Source organism: Leisingera sp. ANG49 (assembly GCF_059694505.1).
Window position 1 is genome coordinate 632,301 of record NZ_JCATZN010000002.1, and the last position, 16,488, is coordinate 648,788.

At 63.6% G+C, this 16,488-nt stretch carries 13 protein-coding genes; 8 read left to right on the forward strand and 5 right to left on the reverse strand.

The window, feature by feature from the left end; translation table 11 throughout:
• Nucleotides 1–54: 54 nt before the first annotated feature.
• The 3 genes from AC58NV_RS09475 to AC58NV_RS09485 form a co-directional block, all read right to left on the reverse strand.
• Entirely contained in the window at nucleotides 55–1,947 is a 1,893-nt protein-coding gene (locus tag AC58NV_RS09475; protein WP_497226899.1) for a cation:proton antiporter domain-containing protein, read from the reverse strand.
• Nucleotides 1,948–2,036: 89 nt separating this feature from the next.
• On the reverse strand, nucleotides 2,037–3,257 hold the full coding sequence (locus AC58NV_RS09480) for a PAS domain-containing protein (protein WP_497226900.1): 1,221 nt from the start codon (nucleotides 3,255–3,257) through the stop codon (nucleotides 2,037–2,039).
• A 67-nt stretch (nucleotides 3,258–3,324) separates the two neighbouring features.
• Nucleotides 3,325–3,780, reverse strand: a complete 456-nt coding sequence (locus AC58NV_RS09485; protein WP_366659299.1) for an Lrp/AsnC family transcriptional regulator — start codon at nucleotides 3,778–3,780, stop codon at nucleotides 3,325–3,327.
• A gap of 152 nt (nucleotides 3,781–3,932) precedes the next feature.
• Between AC58NV_RS09485 and hppD the strand changes: the two genes are divergently transcribed.
• A complete protein-coding gene (gene hppD / locus AC58NV_RS09490; RefSeq protein WP_497226901.1) occupies nucleotides 3,933–5,033 on the forward strand; it encodes a 4-hydroxyphenylpyruvate dioxygenase in 1,101 nt (366 codons plus the stop codon).
• Between the two features lie 167 nt (nucleotides 5,034–5,200).
• Here the strand turns inward: hppD and AC58NV_RS09495 are convergent, their stop codons facing one another.
• On the reverse strand, nucleotides 5,201–7,756 hold the full coding sequence (locus tag AC58NV_RS09495; RefSeq protein WP_497226902.1) for a hypothetical protein: 2,556 nt from the start codon (nucleotides 7,754–7,756) through the stop codon (nucleotides 5,201–5,203).
• A gap of 176 nt (nucleotides 7,757–7,932) precedes the next feature.
• Between AC58NV_RS09495 and AC58NV_RS09500 the strand changes: the two genes are divergently transcribed.
• On the forward strand, nucleotides 7,933–8,652 hold the full coding sequence (locus AC58NV_RS09500) for an SIMPL domain-containing protein (protein WP_497226903.1): 720 nt from the start codon (nucleotides 7,933–7,935) through the stop codon (nucleotides 8,650–8,652).
• 59 nt (nucleotides 8,653–8,711) lie between these two features.
• Here AC58NV_RS09500 and AC58NV_RS09505 read toward each other — a convergent pair whose 3' ends face one another.
• A complete protein-coding gene (locus tag AC58NV_RS09505; protein ID WP_497226904.1) occupies nucleotides 8,712–10,004 on the reverse strand; it encodes an O-acetylhomoserine aminocarboxypropyltransferase/cysteine synthase family protein in 1,293 nt (430 codons plus the stop codon).
• Nucleotides 10,005–10,078: 74 nt separating this feature from the next.
• Here AC58NV_RS09505 and AC58NV_RS09510 point away from each other — a divergent pair, with 74 nt between their 5' ends.
• From AC58NV_RS09510 to AC58NV_RS09535, 6 genes are all read left to right on the forward strand, one after another.
• A complete protein-coding gene (locus AC58NV_RS09510; RefSeq protein WP_497226905.1) occupies nucleotides 10,079–10,285 on the forward strand; it encodes a hypothetical protein in 207 nt (68 codons plus the stop codon).
• A 1,036-nt stretch (nucleotides 10,286–11,321) separates the two neighbouring features.
• Nucleotides 11,322–12,596: a flavin-containing monooxygenase gene (locus tag AC58NV_RS09515; RefSeq protein WP_497226906.1), complete on the forward strand. Its 1,275-nt coding sequence runs from the start codon at nucleotides 11,322–11,324 to the stop codon at nucleotides 12,594–12,596.
• 131 nt (nucleotides 12,597–12,727) lie between these two features.
• On the forward strand, nucleotides 12,728–13,144 hold the full coding sequence (locus AC58NV_RS09520; RefSeq protein WP_497226907.1) for a RidA family protein: 417 nt from the start codon (nucleotides 12,728–12,730) through the stop codon (nucleotides 13,142–13,144).
• Between the two features lie 121 nt (nucleotides 13,145–13,265).
• Entirely contained in the window at nucleotides 13,266–13,940 is a 675-nt protein-coding gene (locus tag AC58NV_RS09525) for a DUF1028 domain-containing protein (RefSeq protein WP_497226908.1), read from the forward strand.
• A 14-nt stretch (nucleotides 13,941–13,954) separates the two neighbouring features.
• On the forward strand, nucleotides 13,955–15,451 hold the full coding sequence (locus AC58NV_RS09530; protein WP_497226909.1) for an aldehyde dehydrogenase: 1,497 nt from the start codon (nucleotides 13,955–13,957) through the stop codon (nucleotides 15,449–15,451).
• A 33-nt stretch (nucleotides 15,452–15,484) separates the two neighbouring features.
• Nucleotides 15,485–16,429: a LysR family transcriptional regulator gene (locus AC58NV_RS09535; RefSeq protein ID WP_497226910.1), complete on the forward strand. Its 945-nt coding sequence runs from the start codon at nucleotides 15,485–15,487 to the stop codon at nucleotides 16,427–16,429.
• Nucleotides 16,430–16,488 lie beyond the last annotated feature (59 nt).

Here is a 16,488-nt window from a genome sequence, read left to right on the forward strand (position 1 = left end):
TTCCAGCTTTCAGGCTCTGCATGAAAGTAAGCCCCGGCCTGTGCCGGGGCTTTTTCATTCTGCGGCTTCCGAGGATCTCTTCCGCTTGCGTTCGGCCATCTCGAAGATTGCGCTTTCGATGGCTTTCTCAAGCTCTCGCGCGCGGTCGATATAAGCGGGGTTTTGGCTGGCGGGCACGCCCGGTATCCAGTGCTGCGCCAGATCGCGAAGGTTCTGGCGGTCATGGTTGTAGAAGGTCTGGGCAGCCTGTGCGGCCTCGTATTCGCTGAGGCCGACGTTCTCCAGCACATAGCGGCCGGCGCGGACGGAGCTGTCGAACAGCTCGCGCACGATGTCGTCGGCGCCGGCCTGGTACAGCTCGTACACGTGGTTGCGGTCCTTGGCGCGGGCGATGATGTGCAGGTCGGGATAGGCGCGGCGCACATAGGAGACCATCTTGACCACGCCCTCGGGGTCATCCAGCGCCACTACAAACACCTTCGCCTTGGCGATGCCCGCGGCCTTCAGAAGCTCCGGGCGGGTCGGGTCGCCCAGGAAGCTTTTGACCCCGAAGCGGCGCATCAGCTGCACCGCCTCCATATCGTGGTCCAGCACCACGGTCTTGAAGCCGCTGGCCTGCACCAGCCGGTTGACGATCTGTCCGAACCGGCCGATGCCCGCGATGATCACAGGGCCTTCCTCGTCGATCTCGTCCGGTTCAGGTTCTTGCAGCGGTTCGCCCATGCGCTTGGACAGCAAGTCATAGGCGATGAACAGCAGCGGGGTAATCAGCATCGACAGGGCGATCACCAGCAGCAGTTTTTCCGACAGCGCCGCCGGCAGGACGTTGAGCTGGGTGGAAAACGCCAGCAGCACGAAGCCGAATTCGCCGGCCTGCGCCAGGCTGAGGGTGAACAGCCACAGCCGCCGCCGGCGCAGGCCAAAGGCGCGGCCGACAACAAACAGCACTGCGCCCTTGGCAAAGATCACCAGGAGCGCCAGGCCGATCAGGTCGCCGGGGTCGGCCAGGAACTGGCGGTAGTTGATGCCCGCGCCCACAGTGATGAAGAACAGGCCGAGCAAAAGCCCCTTGAAGGGGTTGAGGTCGCTTTCCATCTCGTGCCGGAATTCGGAGTTGGCCAGGACCACTCCCGCCAGAAAGGCGCCAAGCGCCGGCGACAGGCCGACCAGGGTCATCACAAAAGAGATGCCGACCACGATCATCAGCGCCAGCGCGGTGTACATCTCCCGCAGGTTGGAGGCGTGGATGAAGCGGAACAGCGGCCGGGTCAGGTAGATACCAGCCAGAATGATAAAGGCGATCGCAGCCAAGGTGACCAGCGCCACCGCCCAGCCCGGCAGCCCGTCGACCAGCGACAACGAGCCGTGACCGCCTCCATGCCCTCCTACGCCCTCGCGGCTGATTGAACCGTCGGCGGAGAATTGCGGGATGGCATAGGTGCCCAGAAGCGGCAGGAAGGCGAGGATTGGAATCACCGCGATATCCTGCGTCAGCAGCACCGAGAAGGCGGCGCGGCCGCCGCCGGTTCGCATCAGCCCCTTTTCCGACAGAGTCTGCAGCACGATCGCGGTCGAGGACAGCGACAGCGCCAGACCCACCGCCAGGCTGACATGCCAGGGCTGGTCCATGGCCATCGCCGCGCCCATCAGGACAACGGTGGACGCCGCCACCTGCATGCCGCCCAGACCGATCAGCTTGTCCCGCATCGCCCAGAGCGCGCGGGGCTCCAGTTCCAGCCCGATCAGGAACAGCATCATCACCACGCCAAACTCTGCAAAATGGCGCAGATCCTCCGTCTCGGCGCCGGTCAGCCCCAGCACCGGGCCAATGGCGATGCCGGCCGCGAGATACCCCAGCACCGAGCCAAGCCCGAGACGTGCCGCCAGCGGCACCGCAATGACCGCGGCGCCGAGGTAAATTGTTGCCTGATAGAAAAACTCTTCCATAGAACAGGTATCGCAAGCCTGGCCGGGCCTTGGCAATGGCTTTCCCGGCCGGGCGGCGTGGTTATGGCATCAGGGCGCCTGCTGAATGGTTACTGCTCAAGCATCCGGATGTCTTCGCTGAGCTTGCCGATCCGGTCCAGCCGCCGGGAGATCCGTTCCTGGAAACCGCCAAGCTGGTCGATAATGTCCGCCAGGGTTTCGCCGGAATCGGTGAGCCGAGCGCTTTCGATCTTAAGCAGCACCCGGGTGGAGCTGAGACCCAGGAAGTGGCGGTGCATGATCTGGCAGGCGGCGGTGATACGCGCGGCTTCCTCATCCACCTCCTTCATGCCGTCCTCGGACCGCTTGACCTGTTCTTTCACCAGCTCACTCAGGATCTTGCGCTCAGTCTCCATGTCGAGATTGCCCAGCTCCCGGCGTTCCTTCTGCAACTGGTTGTCGCATTCGATCAGGATACGCGCCATGCCCTCGACGAACAGGCTGTCATTCACCGAGGATTTGATCTTGGCGAAATTGCTGTTCTCGCCCATCACATGGGCGCCGAACCAGTCCGACATCTGCCGCGACATGGCGCCGTAGTTCTGCGACAGGACAGTGACCGGCCCGCCAGAGGGTTCGATGCGCGAGGCCAGAACCCGCAGATTGTGCGGAATGGTGTGCATGGCATCAAAGTCGGTGATCAGCCCCGCCGTTTCCTCCGCCAGGGTTTCGGCATCCTGAAGCATGCTTGTCAGTTCTAGTATCCGGGCGTGCTGCTGGTTGCCCAGGCCCTTGTCCCGCGCGATCAGCTCCTGGCTGAGGGCGTGGGCGGCAAATTGATGGTAATCCTCGTAGCCCTGGCCTTTGAGCCAGTCGAGCAGGTACTGGGCGCTCTCCTCCGGCTTGATGCCCTCGTCCTTTTCGCGCTTCAGCATATTGGAGTAGAGGCCGCGCACCTCGTCGAACAGCTTGCTGCTGGGCTTGATGCGGGCGGACAGATAGCCGTCCTGGCAGGGCACCACCACGGCAAACACCCAGTAATACAGCCCGTCCTTGGCCTTGTTCTTGACATAGGCGCCGATGCTTTCGCCGCGCTGGATGGTGTCCCAGAACAGTGAGAACACGCCCTTGGGCATGTCCGGGTGGCGGATTACCTTATGCGGTGCGCCGACCAGCTCCTCCCAGGCGTAGGCGCCGACACGGCGGAACACGTAGTTGCCGGCCTGGATCACACCCCGGCTGTCGGTTCGGGAAAAAAATACCTCGTTGAGGCCAAACGGAGCCTCGCCGCTGGTTGGACGGGTTTCAACGCGGCGGTCTACAAAGGACACGGAAAAGTTCCACTTTAGGTTACAGAAGTCGTTGCCGCACCTTTAGGTGAAAATCCTTCCTGCTTGGTTAAGTCGGCAGCGGCGCGTCGCGTTTTAAGTGTGCCATCACGATCTGGCTCTGGACCCTGGCAACGCCGGGGTGAGGCAGCAGAATCTCGTGGATCAGCGTGTTCAGCGCCTGCAGATCCGTGCAGTAGACACGCAGCAGGTAATCGGCTTCGCCGGTCATGGTCCAGGCAGAGGTGATTTCCGGCTGGCTGGCCACCAGCCTTGCGAATCCCTTGGACTGTTCCGGACCGTGGCTGCTCAGATGCACCTGCACGAACCCCTGAACCGCCAGTCCCAGTTTGGCCGGGTTCAGCCGGGCGGCGTAGCCTTCGATATACCCCTCGGCCTCCAGCCGCTGCCGTCGCCGCCCGGCTTGGCTTGGCGACAGATTCAGTATTTCACCCAGTTCCTGCGCCGTGAGATGGGCATTTTTCTGCAGAGCTGCGAGCAGTTTCGTGTCGGTCGGGTCAAGCATGCGTGATTTTTCCTCCAGAGCCCACCTTGGTGCGCATGTCACGCGTATTTCAAGTGTGGCGTGCGAAACTATGCGGAAAACCTGCAGCGGATATGCGGTATTCTTGATTCAAGAATTCACATTGTCCCCACATCGCATGAAGGAGACGCGCAATGGGTCCGTTCCCGCATAACGCACCGAAATCCGAAATCACCCCGGAAAACCCGGCCGGCACCGATGGCTTTGAATTTGTTGAGTTTGCCAGCCCGGAGCCGGAAGAGTTGCGGGCCCTGTTCACCCGCATGGGCTATGAACTGGTGGGCCACCGCAAGGACCAGCCGCTGGTGGAGCTGTGGCAGCAGGGGGATGTGACTTACATCCTGAACGCCGACCCGGAGAGTTTTGCCGCGAAATTCGTGGATGAGCACGGCCCCTGTGCTCCGGCCATGGGCTGGCGCGTTGCAGACGCGCAAAAGGCCTTTGAGCACGCGGTTGCCAAAGGCGCCGAGGCCTATGAAGGCCCGGGCAAGGTCATGAATGTGCCCGCGATCAAGGGCATCGGCGGCTCGCTGATCTACTTCATCGACCAGTATTACGACACCTCGCCCTACAACACCGAATTCGAGTGGCTGAAGCAGTCCAAGCCGCGCGGCGACGGGTTCTACTACCTCGATCACCTGACCCACAACGTCTACAAGGGCAACATGGACAAGTGGTTCAAGTTCTATGAGGAGCTGTTCAACTTCAAGGAGATCCGCTTTTTCGACATCCAGGGCAAATACACCGGCCTGTTCAGCCGCGCGCTGACCTCGCCCTGCGGCCGCATCCGGATCCCGATCAACGAGGACCGTGGTGAGACCGGTCAGATCGTGTCCTACCTGAAAAAGTATAACGGCGAAGGCATCCAGCACATCGCAGTCGGCACCGAGGACATCTATGCCAGCACCGACGCGATTGCCGGCAAGGGCCTGAAGTTCATGCCCGGCCCGAATGACACCTATTATGAGTTGTCAAAGGAACGGGTGCAGGGCCATGACGAGCCGCTGGACAGGATGAAAAAGCATGGCATCCTGATCGACGGCGAAGGCGTGGTAGACGGCGGCGAGACCCGCATCCTGCTGCAGATCTTCTCGAAAACCGTGATCGGGCCGATCTTCTTCGAGTTCATCCAGCGCAAGGGCGACGACGGCTTCGGGGAAGGCAACTTCAAGGCGCTTTTTGAATCGATCGAGCGCGAGCAGATTGAAAGCGGCGAGATCCAGGCCGCGGAATAAGCGGTAACAAAGAACCTGACTGCGCCGGGTCTGCCATGCAGGCCCGGCTTTTTGCTGGCCGGGTTGTTCCGGTGAGGACGGGCCGGGAGGTGTGCTGCTTGCAGCGCCTCGAGCTCAAAGGGTCAATTTAGCCGGATACGGCTGCAAGAAGGAAGCTATCCGGTTGCCTAGCTCTTGGGCATTGTCAGGGTGCGGTTGCGGCCGCCTTTCTGGTACTGAAGCTGGCTCTCGCCAATGGCGATTACCTTGCCGCCGTCGATGCGGTCGCCGACCTGCACCTTCTTGTAGCGGCCCGAAGGCAGGCGCACCAGCGCGCGGCGGTTGGCAGCGGTGCCATAGACACCGATCAGGTTCAGCTTGCGCAGGTTGATGGCGTTGTTGACGGTGGCGCGGCGGGCGACGGAGGCGGTGGTCGGAATAGGCGGCGGCGCCGCAGCTGCGGCGGCTGGAACGGCGGCGGCGGTCTGCACCTGGTTCTGCGCGTTGCGGCGGGCGCGGTCGACCAGATTGGCGAAATTGGCGGGACGGCCGCGCGGCACAACCGACGACGCGATGGCCAGCGCGGTGACCGGCAGTTCTTCCTCCTCTGCCGGTTTAAGGCTGGCCGGGCGCTTGCGGGGGCGCAGGCTGGCCAGTTCAGCGCGGCTGAGGCCGCCGTTCTGGGCCCGTTCCACTTGTTCGGCCAAATCCGCAGGCCGGGCCTTGGGGCGTTTGCGCGACAGCACCTGGTTTCGGGCCGCTTCCTCTGCCAGCGCCTCAGCCGCGGGGTCGCTGCGCTCCGGCGCGGGCGGCGGGACCTTTTGGGGGCGGCCAAGATAGACGGTGATGCCATCAGGGTTGAGCGCCCCTTCCGGTGTTGCCCTGACGAGGCCGCGCTCGTCCAGGTCAAAAGCAGCCCCTGCTGCTGCAGGGGAGGCAATGGCGCCCGGCTCCTCATCCGCGGCATAGGTTTCCGGCTGCGGCAGCGCCACGGCGTCGGCGGCAATTTCAGAATGGTCGACCGAGGCGGTGTACAGCTCGTCCAATCCGGGTGCCGCAGGGATTTCGTCAAGCTCCGGCGCCACCGGCCAGACACCTGTTGCTGCATAGCGGGCAGCCTGGGCCAGCTCGTCCAGCGGCTCCGTTTCAGTGGTTTCAGCCGCACCGGGCTGCAAGGTGTCCGGGTCCAGGAATGCCGTGTCCGTTCCTTCTTCCGGAGGCTCGACGCCGTCGGCAGCGGCTTCATCCTCTGCTGTTGGGTTCGCATCCGCGCCAGCAGGGGCGGTCAGCGCAGTATCGCCGGTTTCGCGGATGCCCGGATCAGGCTGATCCGCCAGCACGCTGACTTGCGGCGCGATTTCCTCTGTGCGACTGTCGGTCCCGGAAGCCGCCGCCGATGCGGTTTCATCGTTAGAAGCTTCCCCAGAGCTGATCGCCGTGGCGGGGGACAGATCGCTGTCTGAGGCCGGGCGGGCGGCAAACAAACCCTCCTCGCTGAACAGCGCCCAGACCGCGGCAGCGGCGAGGAACAGCAGCAGGAGGGCGGTTAGGGCAAGGCCAAGATGCCGGGGCTTGCCAGTGGCCGGCTTTTCGCGGACCGGGGGCGTCTCCTGTAGCGCTGCGGGAGCGGCAGGAGAGGGCGCACGCAGGGCTGCGGGTGCGGGCGGGATGGTCCGCGGCCGTCCGGTTTTATCCTCTGCCAAAAGCGCATTCGTTGCGGCCAGCGGTTTTGCCGGCCCCGGTTCCGCGGCCTGCGTGCCGCCGTCCGTGAGCGGAGCAGGGGCAGGCGGTGCTGCAGGTGAAGTCTTAGAGGCGAGGGGCTGCTGTGCGGTTCCAGTAACGTTGTCTGGCACCGCACTCCGCCGGCTTGTGAAACCTGTGAGGGGCGCCACCGCGGTTTCCGGCACCGGGTCATCCCCTGGCGGTGCTACGGCGGGCGGCGCGGGTGGCAGCGGCTTGGGCGGCGCAGGCGGCAAGGTCTCCTGTTCGGGTGCAGGTTCCGCCGATGCGGGCACCTTTGGGACAGAGGTGTTTTCTGTTTCCTGCAGGCCTGGCGTTTCCTGCTTTGCGGCAGGGCCGGGTTCTTTATCTTTTTCAGGCTCCGCCTGTGCCGTTGCATAAATAGCAGAAAGGTCCTGGGCCTCCGCTGCTGCCTCGGGGGCAGGGGCCGTGCCTGTGGAACTGTCTTCCGTCTCGGGCTCCGGGAATTGAGCCGGACCGATCACCTTGACCAAGGTGGTATCGGGATCAACCTCGGTGCCGCGGATCATCCGGGTGGTGCCAAAGAAGGGCTCGCCCTGGAAACCGCCGTCTTCCGGCGCGGCAACAAAACTGACCGGCCCGAAGCCGTGCTCCACCGCAAAGGTTTCCGCCTCATCAAGCGTTTCCAGCGCGACCGCCGCGACATGGGTAGCGCTGCCGTCGGCGCAGATGTCAAAGGCCAGTTCGTCCACCGCATAGGGTGTCGCGCCATTCAGCGCCTGGCGTGCGGTGTCGATCCGGTCCCCCGCGGGCAGGTCGCCGGTTTCGACGGTCAGGTAACGGATCTGCTCGTTGGGCAGGATCAGCTTGGAATAGATGCCCTCGGGTGCCAGCCGCAGCGCATCCTTGCGCATGGATGCGAGCGCTGCGGGCAGATCTTCGGTGTCAAAAGGCGTGCTGGCCACGCTCCGCCAGCCGTCCGGTGCGCGGTACAGAAGTTCTATGCCGTCAGCGGAAAAGAGAAGAGCGAAGGCCGGTTTCATGCTTTGGGTCAAACCATCCGAATCCATACTGCCCGGGGCCGCTGCCGCGTCCGGTGTTTTGCCGCGAACCTTAAAGCAGGAACCTGCCGAGTAAAAGGAAAAGACGGGGTGCACGCCTTGCGGGCGGCAGTTTGCCGTCCCCATGTAAGGGGCATTCGGAAAAGGAGCTTTTGAGCATGAAGGCAAAGAAACTTTTGGCAGCAGCGCTGATGCTGTCGTTGAGCGCAGGTGCCCTGGCAGCAAGCGAGGCCGCGAACCCGCGGCAGATCACGGTCACCGGCGAAAGCACCCTGCAGGTGGCGCCCGAGCTGGTCACCATCTCCCTCGGCGTGACTGAGGAGGCAGAGGAAGCTGCCGCCGCCATGTCGGCGGTAGCTGAGGGAATGCAGGCCGTGATCGCGCGTTTGAAGGACGCGGGCATTGCCACTGAGGACATGCAGACCCGGCAGGTATCCATGCAGCCGGTGTGGTCGCAGGACCGCTCCTACGACAGTGGCGGGCGGCGTGAGATCACCGGTTTTGAAGCCTCCAGCACGCTGATGGTGCGGGTCCGCGATCTTAGCGAACTGGGGCCGGTGCTCGATACGGTTCTCAAGGCCGGCGCGAACCGGTTCCAGGGGCTGAGCTTTGGTGTCAGTGATCCTTCAGCAGTTGCCGACCAGATCCGCGGCGAAGCGGTCAAGGATGCCATCCGCAAGGCGCAGCAGCTGGCAGAGGCCGCGGGCATGGAGCTGGGGCCGGTGCGCTCGATTTCCGAGCATGGCGGCAGCGGCGTCCGTCCGATGATGGCGATGGAGATGGCCCGCAGCGATGCGATGCCGATCGAGGCGGGCGAGCTGAGCTTTACCCACAACGTCTCGGTGGTGTTCGACATGACGGTGCCGGGCGGCGAATAACTGGAACGAAAAAGGCCGGGCTGTATGCCCGGCCTTTCCAGTCTTGAGGGCTGCGCGCGTCAGCCGCAGGCCTTGGCCAGCGCCTGGTCCAGATCGCGGATCAGGTCATCGGCATCCTCGATCCCGATCGACACCCGCACCACATTCGGGCTGGCGCCTGCAGCTTCCTGCTGCTCCGGCGTCAGCTGGCGGTGGGTGGTGGAGGCCGAGTGGATGATCAGCGAGCGGGTGTCGCCGAGGTTCGCGACATGGCTGAAAATCTCCAGCGAATCCACCAGCTTGATGCAGGCCTCGTAGCCGCCCTTGACGGCAAAGGTGAACAGGCCGCCGGTGCCCTTGGGGTAGCAGGCCTGGGCGCGCCCGTAGTAGGGTGAGGAGGGCAGTCCGGCATAGGTGACGTAATCGATGCGGTCGTCATTCTCGAGCCATTCGGCCACCTTGCGGGCGTTCTCGCAGTGCTTTTGCATCCGCAAGCTGAGGGTCTCGATGCCCATCAGCGTGTAATGCGCCGCCTGCGGGTTCATCGTCATGCCGAGGTCACGCAGCCCGATGGCGATGCCGTGGAAAGTATAGGCCAGCGGCCCGAAAGTCTCATGGAACTTGAGCCCGTGATAGGCGGTTTCCGGCTCCGACAGGGAGGGGAATTTGTCATTTGCAGACCAGTCGAACTTGCCGCTGTCGATGACGCAGCCGCCGGTCACGGTGCCATTGCCGGTCAGGTACTTGGTGGTCGAGTGCACCACCAGAGTCGCGCCATGCTCGATCGGGCGGCACAGGTAGGGCGTGGCAGAGGTGTTGTCGACGATCAGCGGGATGCCGGCGTCGTCGGTGATGTCGGCCAGCGACCGGATGTCGGTGACATAGCCGCCGGGGTTGGCCACGGATTCGCAGAATACCGCGCGGGTGTTTTCGTCAATTGCTGCCTTCACCGCGTCCAGGTCGTCGGTGTCGACAAATTTCGCCGACCAGCCGAACCGCTTGATGGTCTGGCTGAACTGGGTGACGGTGCCGCCATATAGCCGGGTGGAGGCCACCACATTGCAGCCCGGCCCCATCAGCGGGAACAGCGCCATGATCTGCGCCGCATGGCCGGAGGAGCAGCAGACCGCGCCGACGCCGCCCTCAAGCGTTGCCAAGCGTTCCTGCAGCACTGCGACGGTGGGGTTGGTCAGGCGGGAATAGATGAAGCCGACTTCCTGCAGATTGAACAGCGCGGCGGCGTGTTCGGCATCGCGGAATACGTAGGCGGTGGTCTGGTAGATCGGCGTCTGCCGCGCGCCGGTGGCCGGATCCGGCTTGGCGCCGGCGTGGATTTGCAAGGTGTCAAACCCATAGGTCGGGGCGTCGGTCATCAGTATGTCTCCCTGAAAGGTCTTTCGTTTCGCGCGCACCACAGCATGGCCGCGCGCGGAAGGCAATCGCGCGAATGCCGCAGCGCAAGGCTTCCGCCCCGCTGCACATCACGACCCCGGGCGGAACCCGGTCGCGGAAATTTCAGGAGGCCTATCCTCAGGCGCTGGCACAGGCTGATGCAGTTGTCCGCAATCCCGACAGGCTGAGCGCGAACGCGCAGAATTACTGGTTCGGCCGCAAGGACCATCTGGTCAAGCGGGCCTGGGAGTGCAAAGCGTAAGTTTCCGCAACTGCAGTGAACACAGCTTCCCGAACCTATGAGTATTTCATGGCTGCAGGCGGGGTGTCACGGCAGGCTGGAATTTGCAAGCAAAGGCCGGAGCAAACAAAGCGCCGGCTGATAGTGCTGCAATCGGAGCGGCTTCCGCTGTCATTCCAAGTGCAGAGACTGTTGGGTGGGGTTCGTTCAGCGGGATCCTTGTATCCCTGGCGGTTTCTAGCTCTCGCAGGAAGATGCGGGCGCCCGGAACGGTGGCGCCTTTTGCTGGGCAAGGGACAAGGCGCGCAGGTAAAGCGCGCATGTCTGCAAAGCCGCTTACCTGAAAACGGGAGTGCCTGCACCTCTCAGGGGGCAGGATAGCAGCCTATGCACCGGCAATTGGATTGAGTTTAAGTTCACGGGGCGCCGGGGCGATGGCAGCGGACCGTGATCCAATCGCCCCCTAAATGATTTGGACGGTTTTAAGTATCGTGGCCGGCGTTGTCCCCGATGATGCAACCCGCCGCATTCTGCTGACGTGCGCGCTCAATGCCGCGGGGGCGCGGGAGCTTTGCAGCATGAGGGCAACATGCTCGCGGGCGTCCTCTTCAAGCTTGTTTTCAGCGTCTTCCTTTAACCGGGCGGAGGCCTGCGGAAGCGCCTGCAGCGGTGCCTTCAGGCCACGCGCGGTAAATCCCCAAATCCCTTATTGGACCGGTTCAGCAGCCCGAACAGATGTTCGGCCTGTACCAGCATTTTCCGGTCCGGGACCTTAGGGATGCAGCCAAAGCTGCAACGCGCAAATGCAACACTCACTTAATTGGGAGAGTGTTCCAGAGGCTGCATCCGCCGTGCCGCTGCATTTGCTGAAAGAGAGCAAGCCGCCGCAGCTGATTAGCTGCAAGCGAAGCACAGGTAAGCCAGACATTTCTTTTGCCGAACCAGCGGATGTGGAACTTCTTGTGCAGCACCGCACCTGAGCGGAGGCCGCGCCGGGCAAAGCTTAAGGCTTGTAGAAACCCGCACCTCACGCAGACTGCCAGAAGAGGAAAAAGACATGCCGAATGAAAAGATCGACACGCTGGTTGTGGGGGCCGGACAGGCCGGCGTGGCCATGAGCGAGCATCTGACCAGCCATGGCGTGCCGCATCTGGTGCTCGAAAAAAACCGGATTGCCGAGGCCTGGCGGACAGGCCGCTGGGACTCTCTGGTGGCCAACGGCCCGGCCTGGCATGACCGGTTCCCGAACCTGGAGTTCACGGACACCGACCCGGAGGCCTTTGCCGGCAAGGAGCGGATCGCGGATTACTTCGTAGACTATGCCGAGCGTTTCAACGCGCCAATCCGGACTGGCGTCGAAGTGACCCGGGCCGAGCGCCTCAACGGCAACGGCGGGTTCCGGGTCGACACCTCGGAAGGGGTGATCGAGGCGCAGCGTATCGTGGCTGCTACCGGCGCCTTTCAGCATCCGGTGATCCCGCCGGTGGTGCCGGAAGGTGCGGAAGTGAACCAGCTGCATTCCTTCCATTACCGCAATCCGGAGCAGTTGCCGCAAGGCGCTGTGCTGGTGGTTGGCGCAGGCTCCTCCGGTGCGCAGATTGCCGATGAGCTGAACCGCGCGGGCCGCAAGGTCTTCCTGTCGGTCGGCCCGCATGACCGCCCGCCGCGCATGTACCGGGGCCGCGACTTTGTCTGGTGGCTGGGGGTGCTGGGCCTGTGGGACCAGGCGGCGCAGGAACCGGGCAAGGAACATGTGACGATCTCCGTCAGCGGCGCATACGGCGGCCAGACCATGGACTTCCGCCGGCTGGCGGGAGAGGGCGTAACCCTGCTGGGGCTGACCGAAGCCTATGACAATGGAACCATGAGATTTGCAGGCGACCTGCAGAAGAACATCGCCAATGGCGACGCCGATTACCTGAAGATGCTGGATCTGGCCGACGCCTATGTCGCCCGCACCGGCATCGGTCTGCCGGAGGAGCCGGAGGCGCGCAAGGCCTTCCCGGACCCAGAGAGCCTGACCCATCCGATCCGGGAACTGGAACTGGAGAAGGAGGGTATCACCACCATCCTCTGGGCGACCGGCTTCCGCCAGGACTTTGACTGGATGAAAGTGGATGCCTTTGACGAAAAGGGCCGTCCGCAGCATCAGCGCGGTGTGTCAAACGAGCCGGGGATCTACTTCCTGGGACTGCCCTGGCAGTCTCGGCGCGGCTCCACCTTCATCTGGGGGGTCTGGCATGATGCCAAGCATGTGGCCGACCAGATCGCCATCCAGCGCGACTATGAGGCCTACCGCGGCCCCGCCGAACGCCGCGCGGATCAGGTCTGAGTGCCGGCTTAGCCGCAGCCGAAGCAAGGGGTAGCCAGAAGTTCCTTTGGCTGTCCCGCCGCGCATGAGACGTTCACCGGCAAACACTGAGTTCGGCCGGCCCCGCCACCCCGTCATGCCAGGAGGACACCATGGCCCATACCCGCATCCGAAAATTCAACACTTCTGACACCTACCCGGAACAGAACCTGGACAACGACCTGTGCCAGGCGGTGGTGACCCAGGGCGGCAAGACCGTCTACCTGCGGGGCCAGTGCCCGCAGAACCTGGATGATGCGAAGAATATCAAGAGCCACGATCCGGTGGAGCAGACCCATAAGGTGATGCAGAACATCCAGCAACTGATCGAAGAGTGCGGCGGCTCGATGGAGCATCTGGTCAAGGTGGTGGTCTATATCACCGACGTGCGCCACCGCGAAGCGGTCTACCGCACCATGGGCGAATACATCAAAGGCGTGCATCCCGTCTCCACCGGGCTGGTGGTGCAGGCGCTGGCGCGGCCCGAGTGGCTGGTGGAGATCGACGGCACGGCGGTTATCCCGGATTGACCCGGAAGCAGGGAGGGGGCTGTCTGCCCCGTCCTGAGCCTGCGGCTCAATTCACCCCCGAGGATTTTTCCGGCCAGATGAAGAACGGATCATCTCCAGTGGCTTGTGAGGAGGAAAGACGATGACATTTTCGCTTGTGGCGCGCTGCGCGGAGACAGGGATGTTCGGGATTGCGATCTCGTCGTCCTCGCCTGCGGTGGCGGCCCGCTGTTCCTATGCCCGCGCGGGTGTTGGCGCGGTGGCGAGCCAAAATGTGACCGACCCGAGCCTGGGCCCGATGGCGCTGGACCTTATGGAGCAGGGTATGACCGCGGCTGAGGCGGTGAAGGAAGTGCAGCGGCGCGGCAAGTTCATCGAATACCGCCAGGTGCTGGCGGTGGACCGTTTTGGCGGCACCTCGATTCATTCCGGGCCGAACAGCCTTGGCATCTGGACTCAGGCGGAGGGCAAGGACGTGGCCTCGGGCGGCAACCTCTTGGCCAATGACGGCGTGTGCCAGGCGATCGTGGACGGGTTTCAGGCGGCGGAGGGGCATCTGGGCGACCGGCTGGTTACCGCAATGCGCGCCGGGCTGGCAGCGGGAGGCGAAGCTGGCCCTGTGCATTCGGCCGGCATGAAGATCGTCGACAAGGTGAGCTGGCCGGTGGCCGACCTGCGCTGCGACTGGACCGAGGGCTGCCCGGTCGAGAACATCGCCGCCGCCTGGGATATCTACAAGCCGCAGTTGGACGCCTATGTCCAGCGCGCGCTCGACCCGCGCGAGGCGCCGTCCTACGGCGTGCCCGGGGACGAATAATCAGGAGAGAGATCATGCTGGACTATTCATACGACGACTGGAAAACCCGCGCGGCGGCTCTCTCCTTCCGCAGCCAGGCCTTTGTGGACGGCAAGTTCGTGGATGCGGCATCTGGCAGGACCTTTGCCAGCGTGAACCCGGCAACAGGCGAGGTGCTGGCGCAAGTTGCCGAATGCGATGAGGAGGACGTGAACCGCGCGGTGGCCGCCGGGCGCCGGGCCTTTGAGGACGGGCGCTGGTCGCGGATGGCGCCGGGGGACCGCAAAGCGGTGCTGCTGAAGCTGGCCGAGCTGATCCGCGCCAATCTGGAGGAGATGGCGCTGCTGGATTCCCTGGACATGGGCAAGCTGGTGACCGATGCGGCCACCATCGACGCGCCCGGTTCGGCGCATTTCTTCCAGTGGTATGCCGAGGCAATCGACAAGGTCTATGACGAAGTGGCGCCGACCGGGCCGGGCGATCTGGCGCTGGTCTCCCGCGTGCCCTTGGGGGTTGTGGGGGCGGTGACGCCCTGGAACTTCCCGCTCGACATGGCGACCTGGAAGGCGGCTGCAGCGCTGGCGGCGGGCAATTCCGTGGTGCTGAAACCGGCGGAGCAGTCGCCGCTTAGCGCCCTGCGGCTGGCGGAGTTGGCGGCAGAAGCCGGGGTGCCGGACGGGGTTTTCAACGTGGTGCCGGGCTATGGCGCCTCCGCGGGCAAGGCGCTGGGGCTGCACATGGACGTGGATTGTCTCGCCTTCACAGGCTCCACCGCGATCGGCATGATGTTCATGCAGTATTCTGGGCAATCTAACCTGAAGCAGGTCTGGCCCGAAACCGGCGGCAAGTCCCCCAACCTGGTGTTCGCGGATTGCGAAGATCTGGACGCCGCTGCCGACATGGCCGCCTTTGGCATCTTCTTCAACCAGGGCGAGGTGTGTTCGGCCAACTCCCGGCTATACGTGGAGCGTTCGATCAAGGACGCCTTTGTCGAGAAACTGATCGCCCGCGCCGAGGCGACCCAGCCGGGCGATCCGCTGGATCCGGCCTCGAAAATGGGCGCCATCGTGGATGAGAAGCAGACCGAGGGCATCATGCGCTTCGTTGAGGCGGGCAAATCCTCGGCCAACCTGGTCGCGGGCGGCGCGCGCGTCACCGTGAATGGCAAGGGCTGTTTTGTGCAGCCGACGATTTTTAATGACGTCGGTCACGACAACCCGCTGGCACGGGATGAGATTTTTGGCCCGGTGCTTTCGGTGATCCCGTTTGACAGCGAGGATCAGGCCGTCGCCATGGCCAATGACTCGATCTACGGGCTGGCAGCTTCGGTCTGGACCGATAACCTCAGCCGCGCCTGCCGGGTGTCTGACAAGCTGCAGGTGGGCACGGTGTCGGTGAACACGGTGGACGCCCTGTCAGCGCAGACACCGTTCGGGGGCATGAAGCAGTCCGGCTTCGGGCGCGATCTGTCGCTGCACAGCCTGGAAAAATATACCGCGCTGAAAACCACTTGGATAAAATACCGGGCTTGATAAGCCCGGTCCCGCTCCGGCATAGTCGCTGACATGCCTTTGCGTTTCACACTGCGTCAGCTGGAATATTTTGTCGCCGTCGGCGAGGCCGGGTCCATTGCCCTGGCCTCGGAGAAGGTGAACGTGTCTTCGCCGTCGATCTCGGCGGCGGTGTCGCAGCTGGAAAACGAATTCGGCCTGCAAATGTTCGTGCGCAAGCATGCGCAAGGATTGTCGCTGACGCAGGCCGGGCATCAGTTCATGGATCAGGCGCGCGCGGTTCTTTATGAGGCCGGCGCGCTCAGCCGCCTGGCTGACAATATATCGGGCTTTGTGCAGGGGCCATTGTCGGTGGGGTGCCTGCTGACCTTTGCCCAGCTGATCGTGCCGGGTCTGCGCCGCCAGTTCGAGGCGCTGTATCCCGCAGTCACAATCAGCCAGCTGGAACGCGACCAGGCCGGGCTGATCGACCTGATCCGCCAGGCGCGGATCGACGTGGCACTGACCTATGATCTGAACATCCCTGCGGATCTGACCTTCAATGCGCTGGCAGAGCTGCCGCCCTATGCGCTGCTGAGTGAGGATCACCCGCTGGCGGACCGCGAGCGCGTCACCGTGGAGGAGCTGGCCCAGCATCCGATGGTGCTGCTGGACCTGCCCTTGAGCGCCGAGTATTTCCTGTCGTTCTTTGAGGATGCCGGCGCCGCCCCGCAGATCGCCGAGCGCACCCGCGACATGGCGGTGATGCGCGGGCTGGTGGCGAACGGGTTCGGCTATTCCATCGCCAATATCCGCCCGGTGACGGACATGGCACCGGACGGGCGCAAGCTGAAGTTCGTGCCGATTGAGGGCAAGCTGCGGCCGATGCGGATGGGGCTGCTGACCGCCGAAGGCGCTGAGAACGTGCTGACGGTCAAGACCTTCATCAGTTACTGCCAGGAACGGATCACAGACGGCACCGTGCCGGGGATCCGCATCGGGGATGGCAGCACAGCTTAGGCGGCGGCTAATCAATGCTTCCGCAAGCGCAACTTTCTCCTTTGCCCCGATCCTGTACC

What these genes read in the sequence shown, in the direction of transcription:
- AC58NV_RS09475 (WP_497226899.1), bottom strand. Translation starts at nt 1,947, where the DNA reads ATGGAAGAGTTTTTCTATCAGGCAACAATTTACCTCGGCGCCGCGGTC.
- AC58NV_RS09525 (WP_497226908.1), top strand. Translation starts at nt 13,266, where the DNA reads ATGACATTTTCGCTTGTGGCGCGCTGCGCGGAGACAGGGATGTTCGGG.
- hppD (WP_497226901.1), top strand. Translation starts at nt 3,933, where the DNA reads ATGGGTCCGTTCCCGCATAACGCACCGAAATCCGAAATCACCCCGGAA.
- AC58NV_RS09535 (WP_497226910.1), top strand. Translation starts at nt 15,485, where the DNA reads ATGCCTTTGCGTTTCACACTGCGTCAGCTGGAATATTTTGTCGCCGTC.
- AC58NV_RS09530 (WP_497226909.1), top strand. Translation starts at nt 13,955, where the DNA reads ATGCTGGACTATTCATACGACGACTGGAAAACCCGCGCGGCGGCTCTC.
- AC58NV_RS09510 (WP_497226905.1), top strand. Translation starts at nt 10,079, where the DNA reads ATGCCGCAGCGCAAGGCTTCCGCCCCGCTGCACATCACGACCCCGGGC.
- AC58NV_RS09520 (WP_497226907.1), top strand. Translation starts at nt 12,728, where the DNA reads ATGGCCCATACCCGCATCCGAAAATTCAACACTTCTGACACCTACCCG.
- AC58NV_RS09485 (WP_366659299.1), bottom strand. Translation starts at nt 3,780, where the DNA reads ATGCTTGACCCGACCGACACGAAACTGCTCGCAGCTCTGCAGAAAAAT.
- AC58NV_RS09515 (WP_497226906.1), top strand. Translation starts at nt 11,322, where the DNA reads ATGCCGAATGAAAAGATCGACACGCTGGTTGTGGGGGCCGGACAGGCC.
- AC58NV_RS09505 (WP_497226904.1), bottom strand. Translation starts at nt 10,004, where the DNA reads ATGACCGACGCCCCGACCTATGGGTTTGACACCTTGCAAATCCACGCC.
- AC58NV_RS09495 (WP_497226902.1), bottom strand. Translation starts at nt 7,756, where the DNA reads ATGAAACCGGCCTTCGCTCTTCTCTTTTCCGCTGACGGCATAGAACTT.
- AC58NV_RS09500 (WP_497226903.1), top strand. Translation starts at nt 7,933, where the DNA reads ATGAAGGCAAAGAAACTTTTGGCAGCAGCGCTGATGCTGTCGTTGAGC.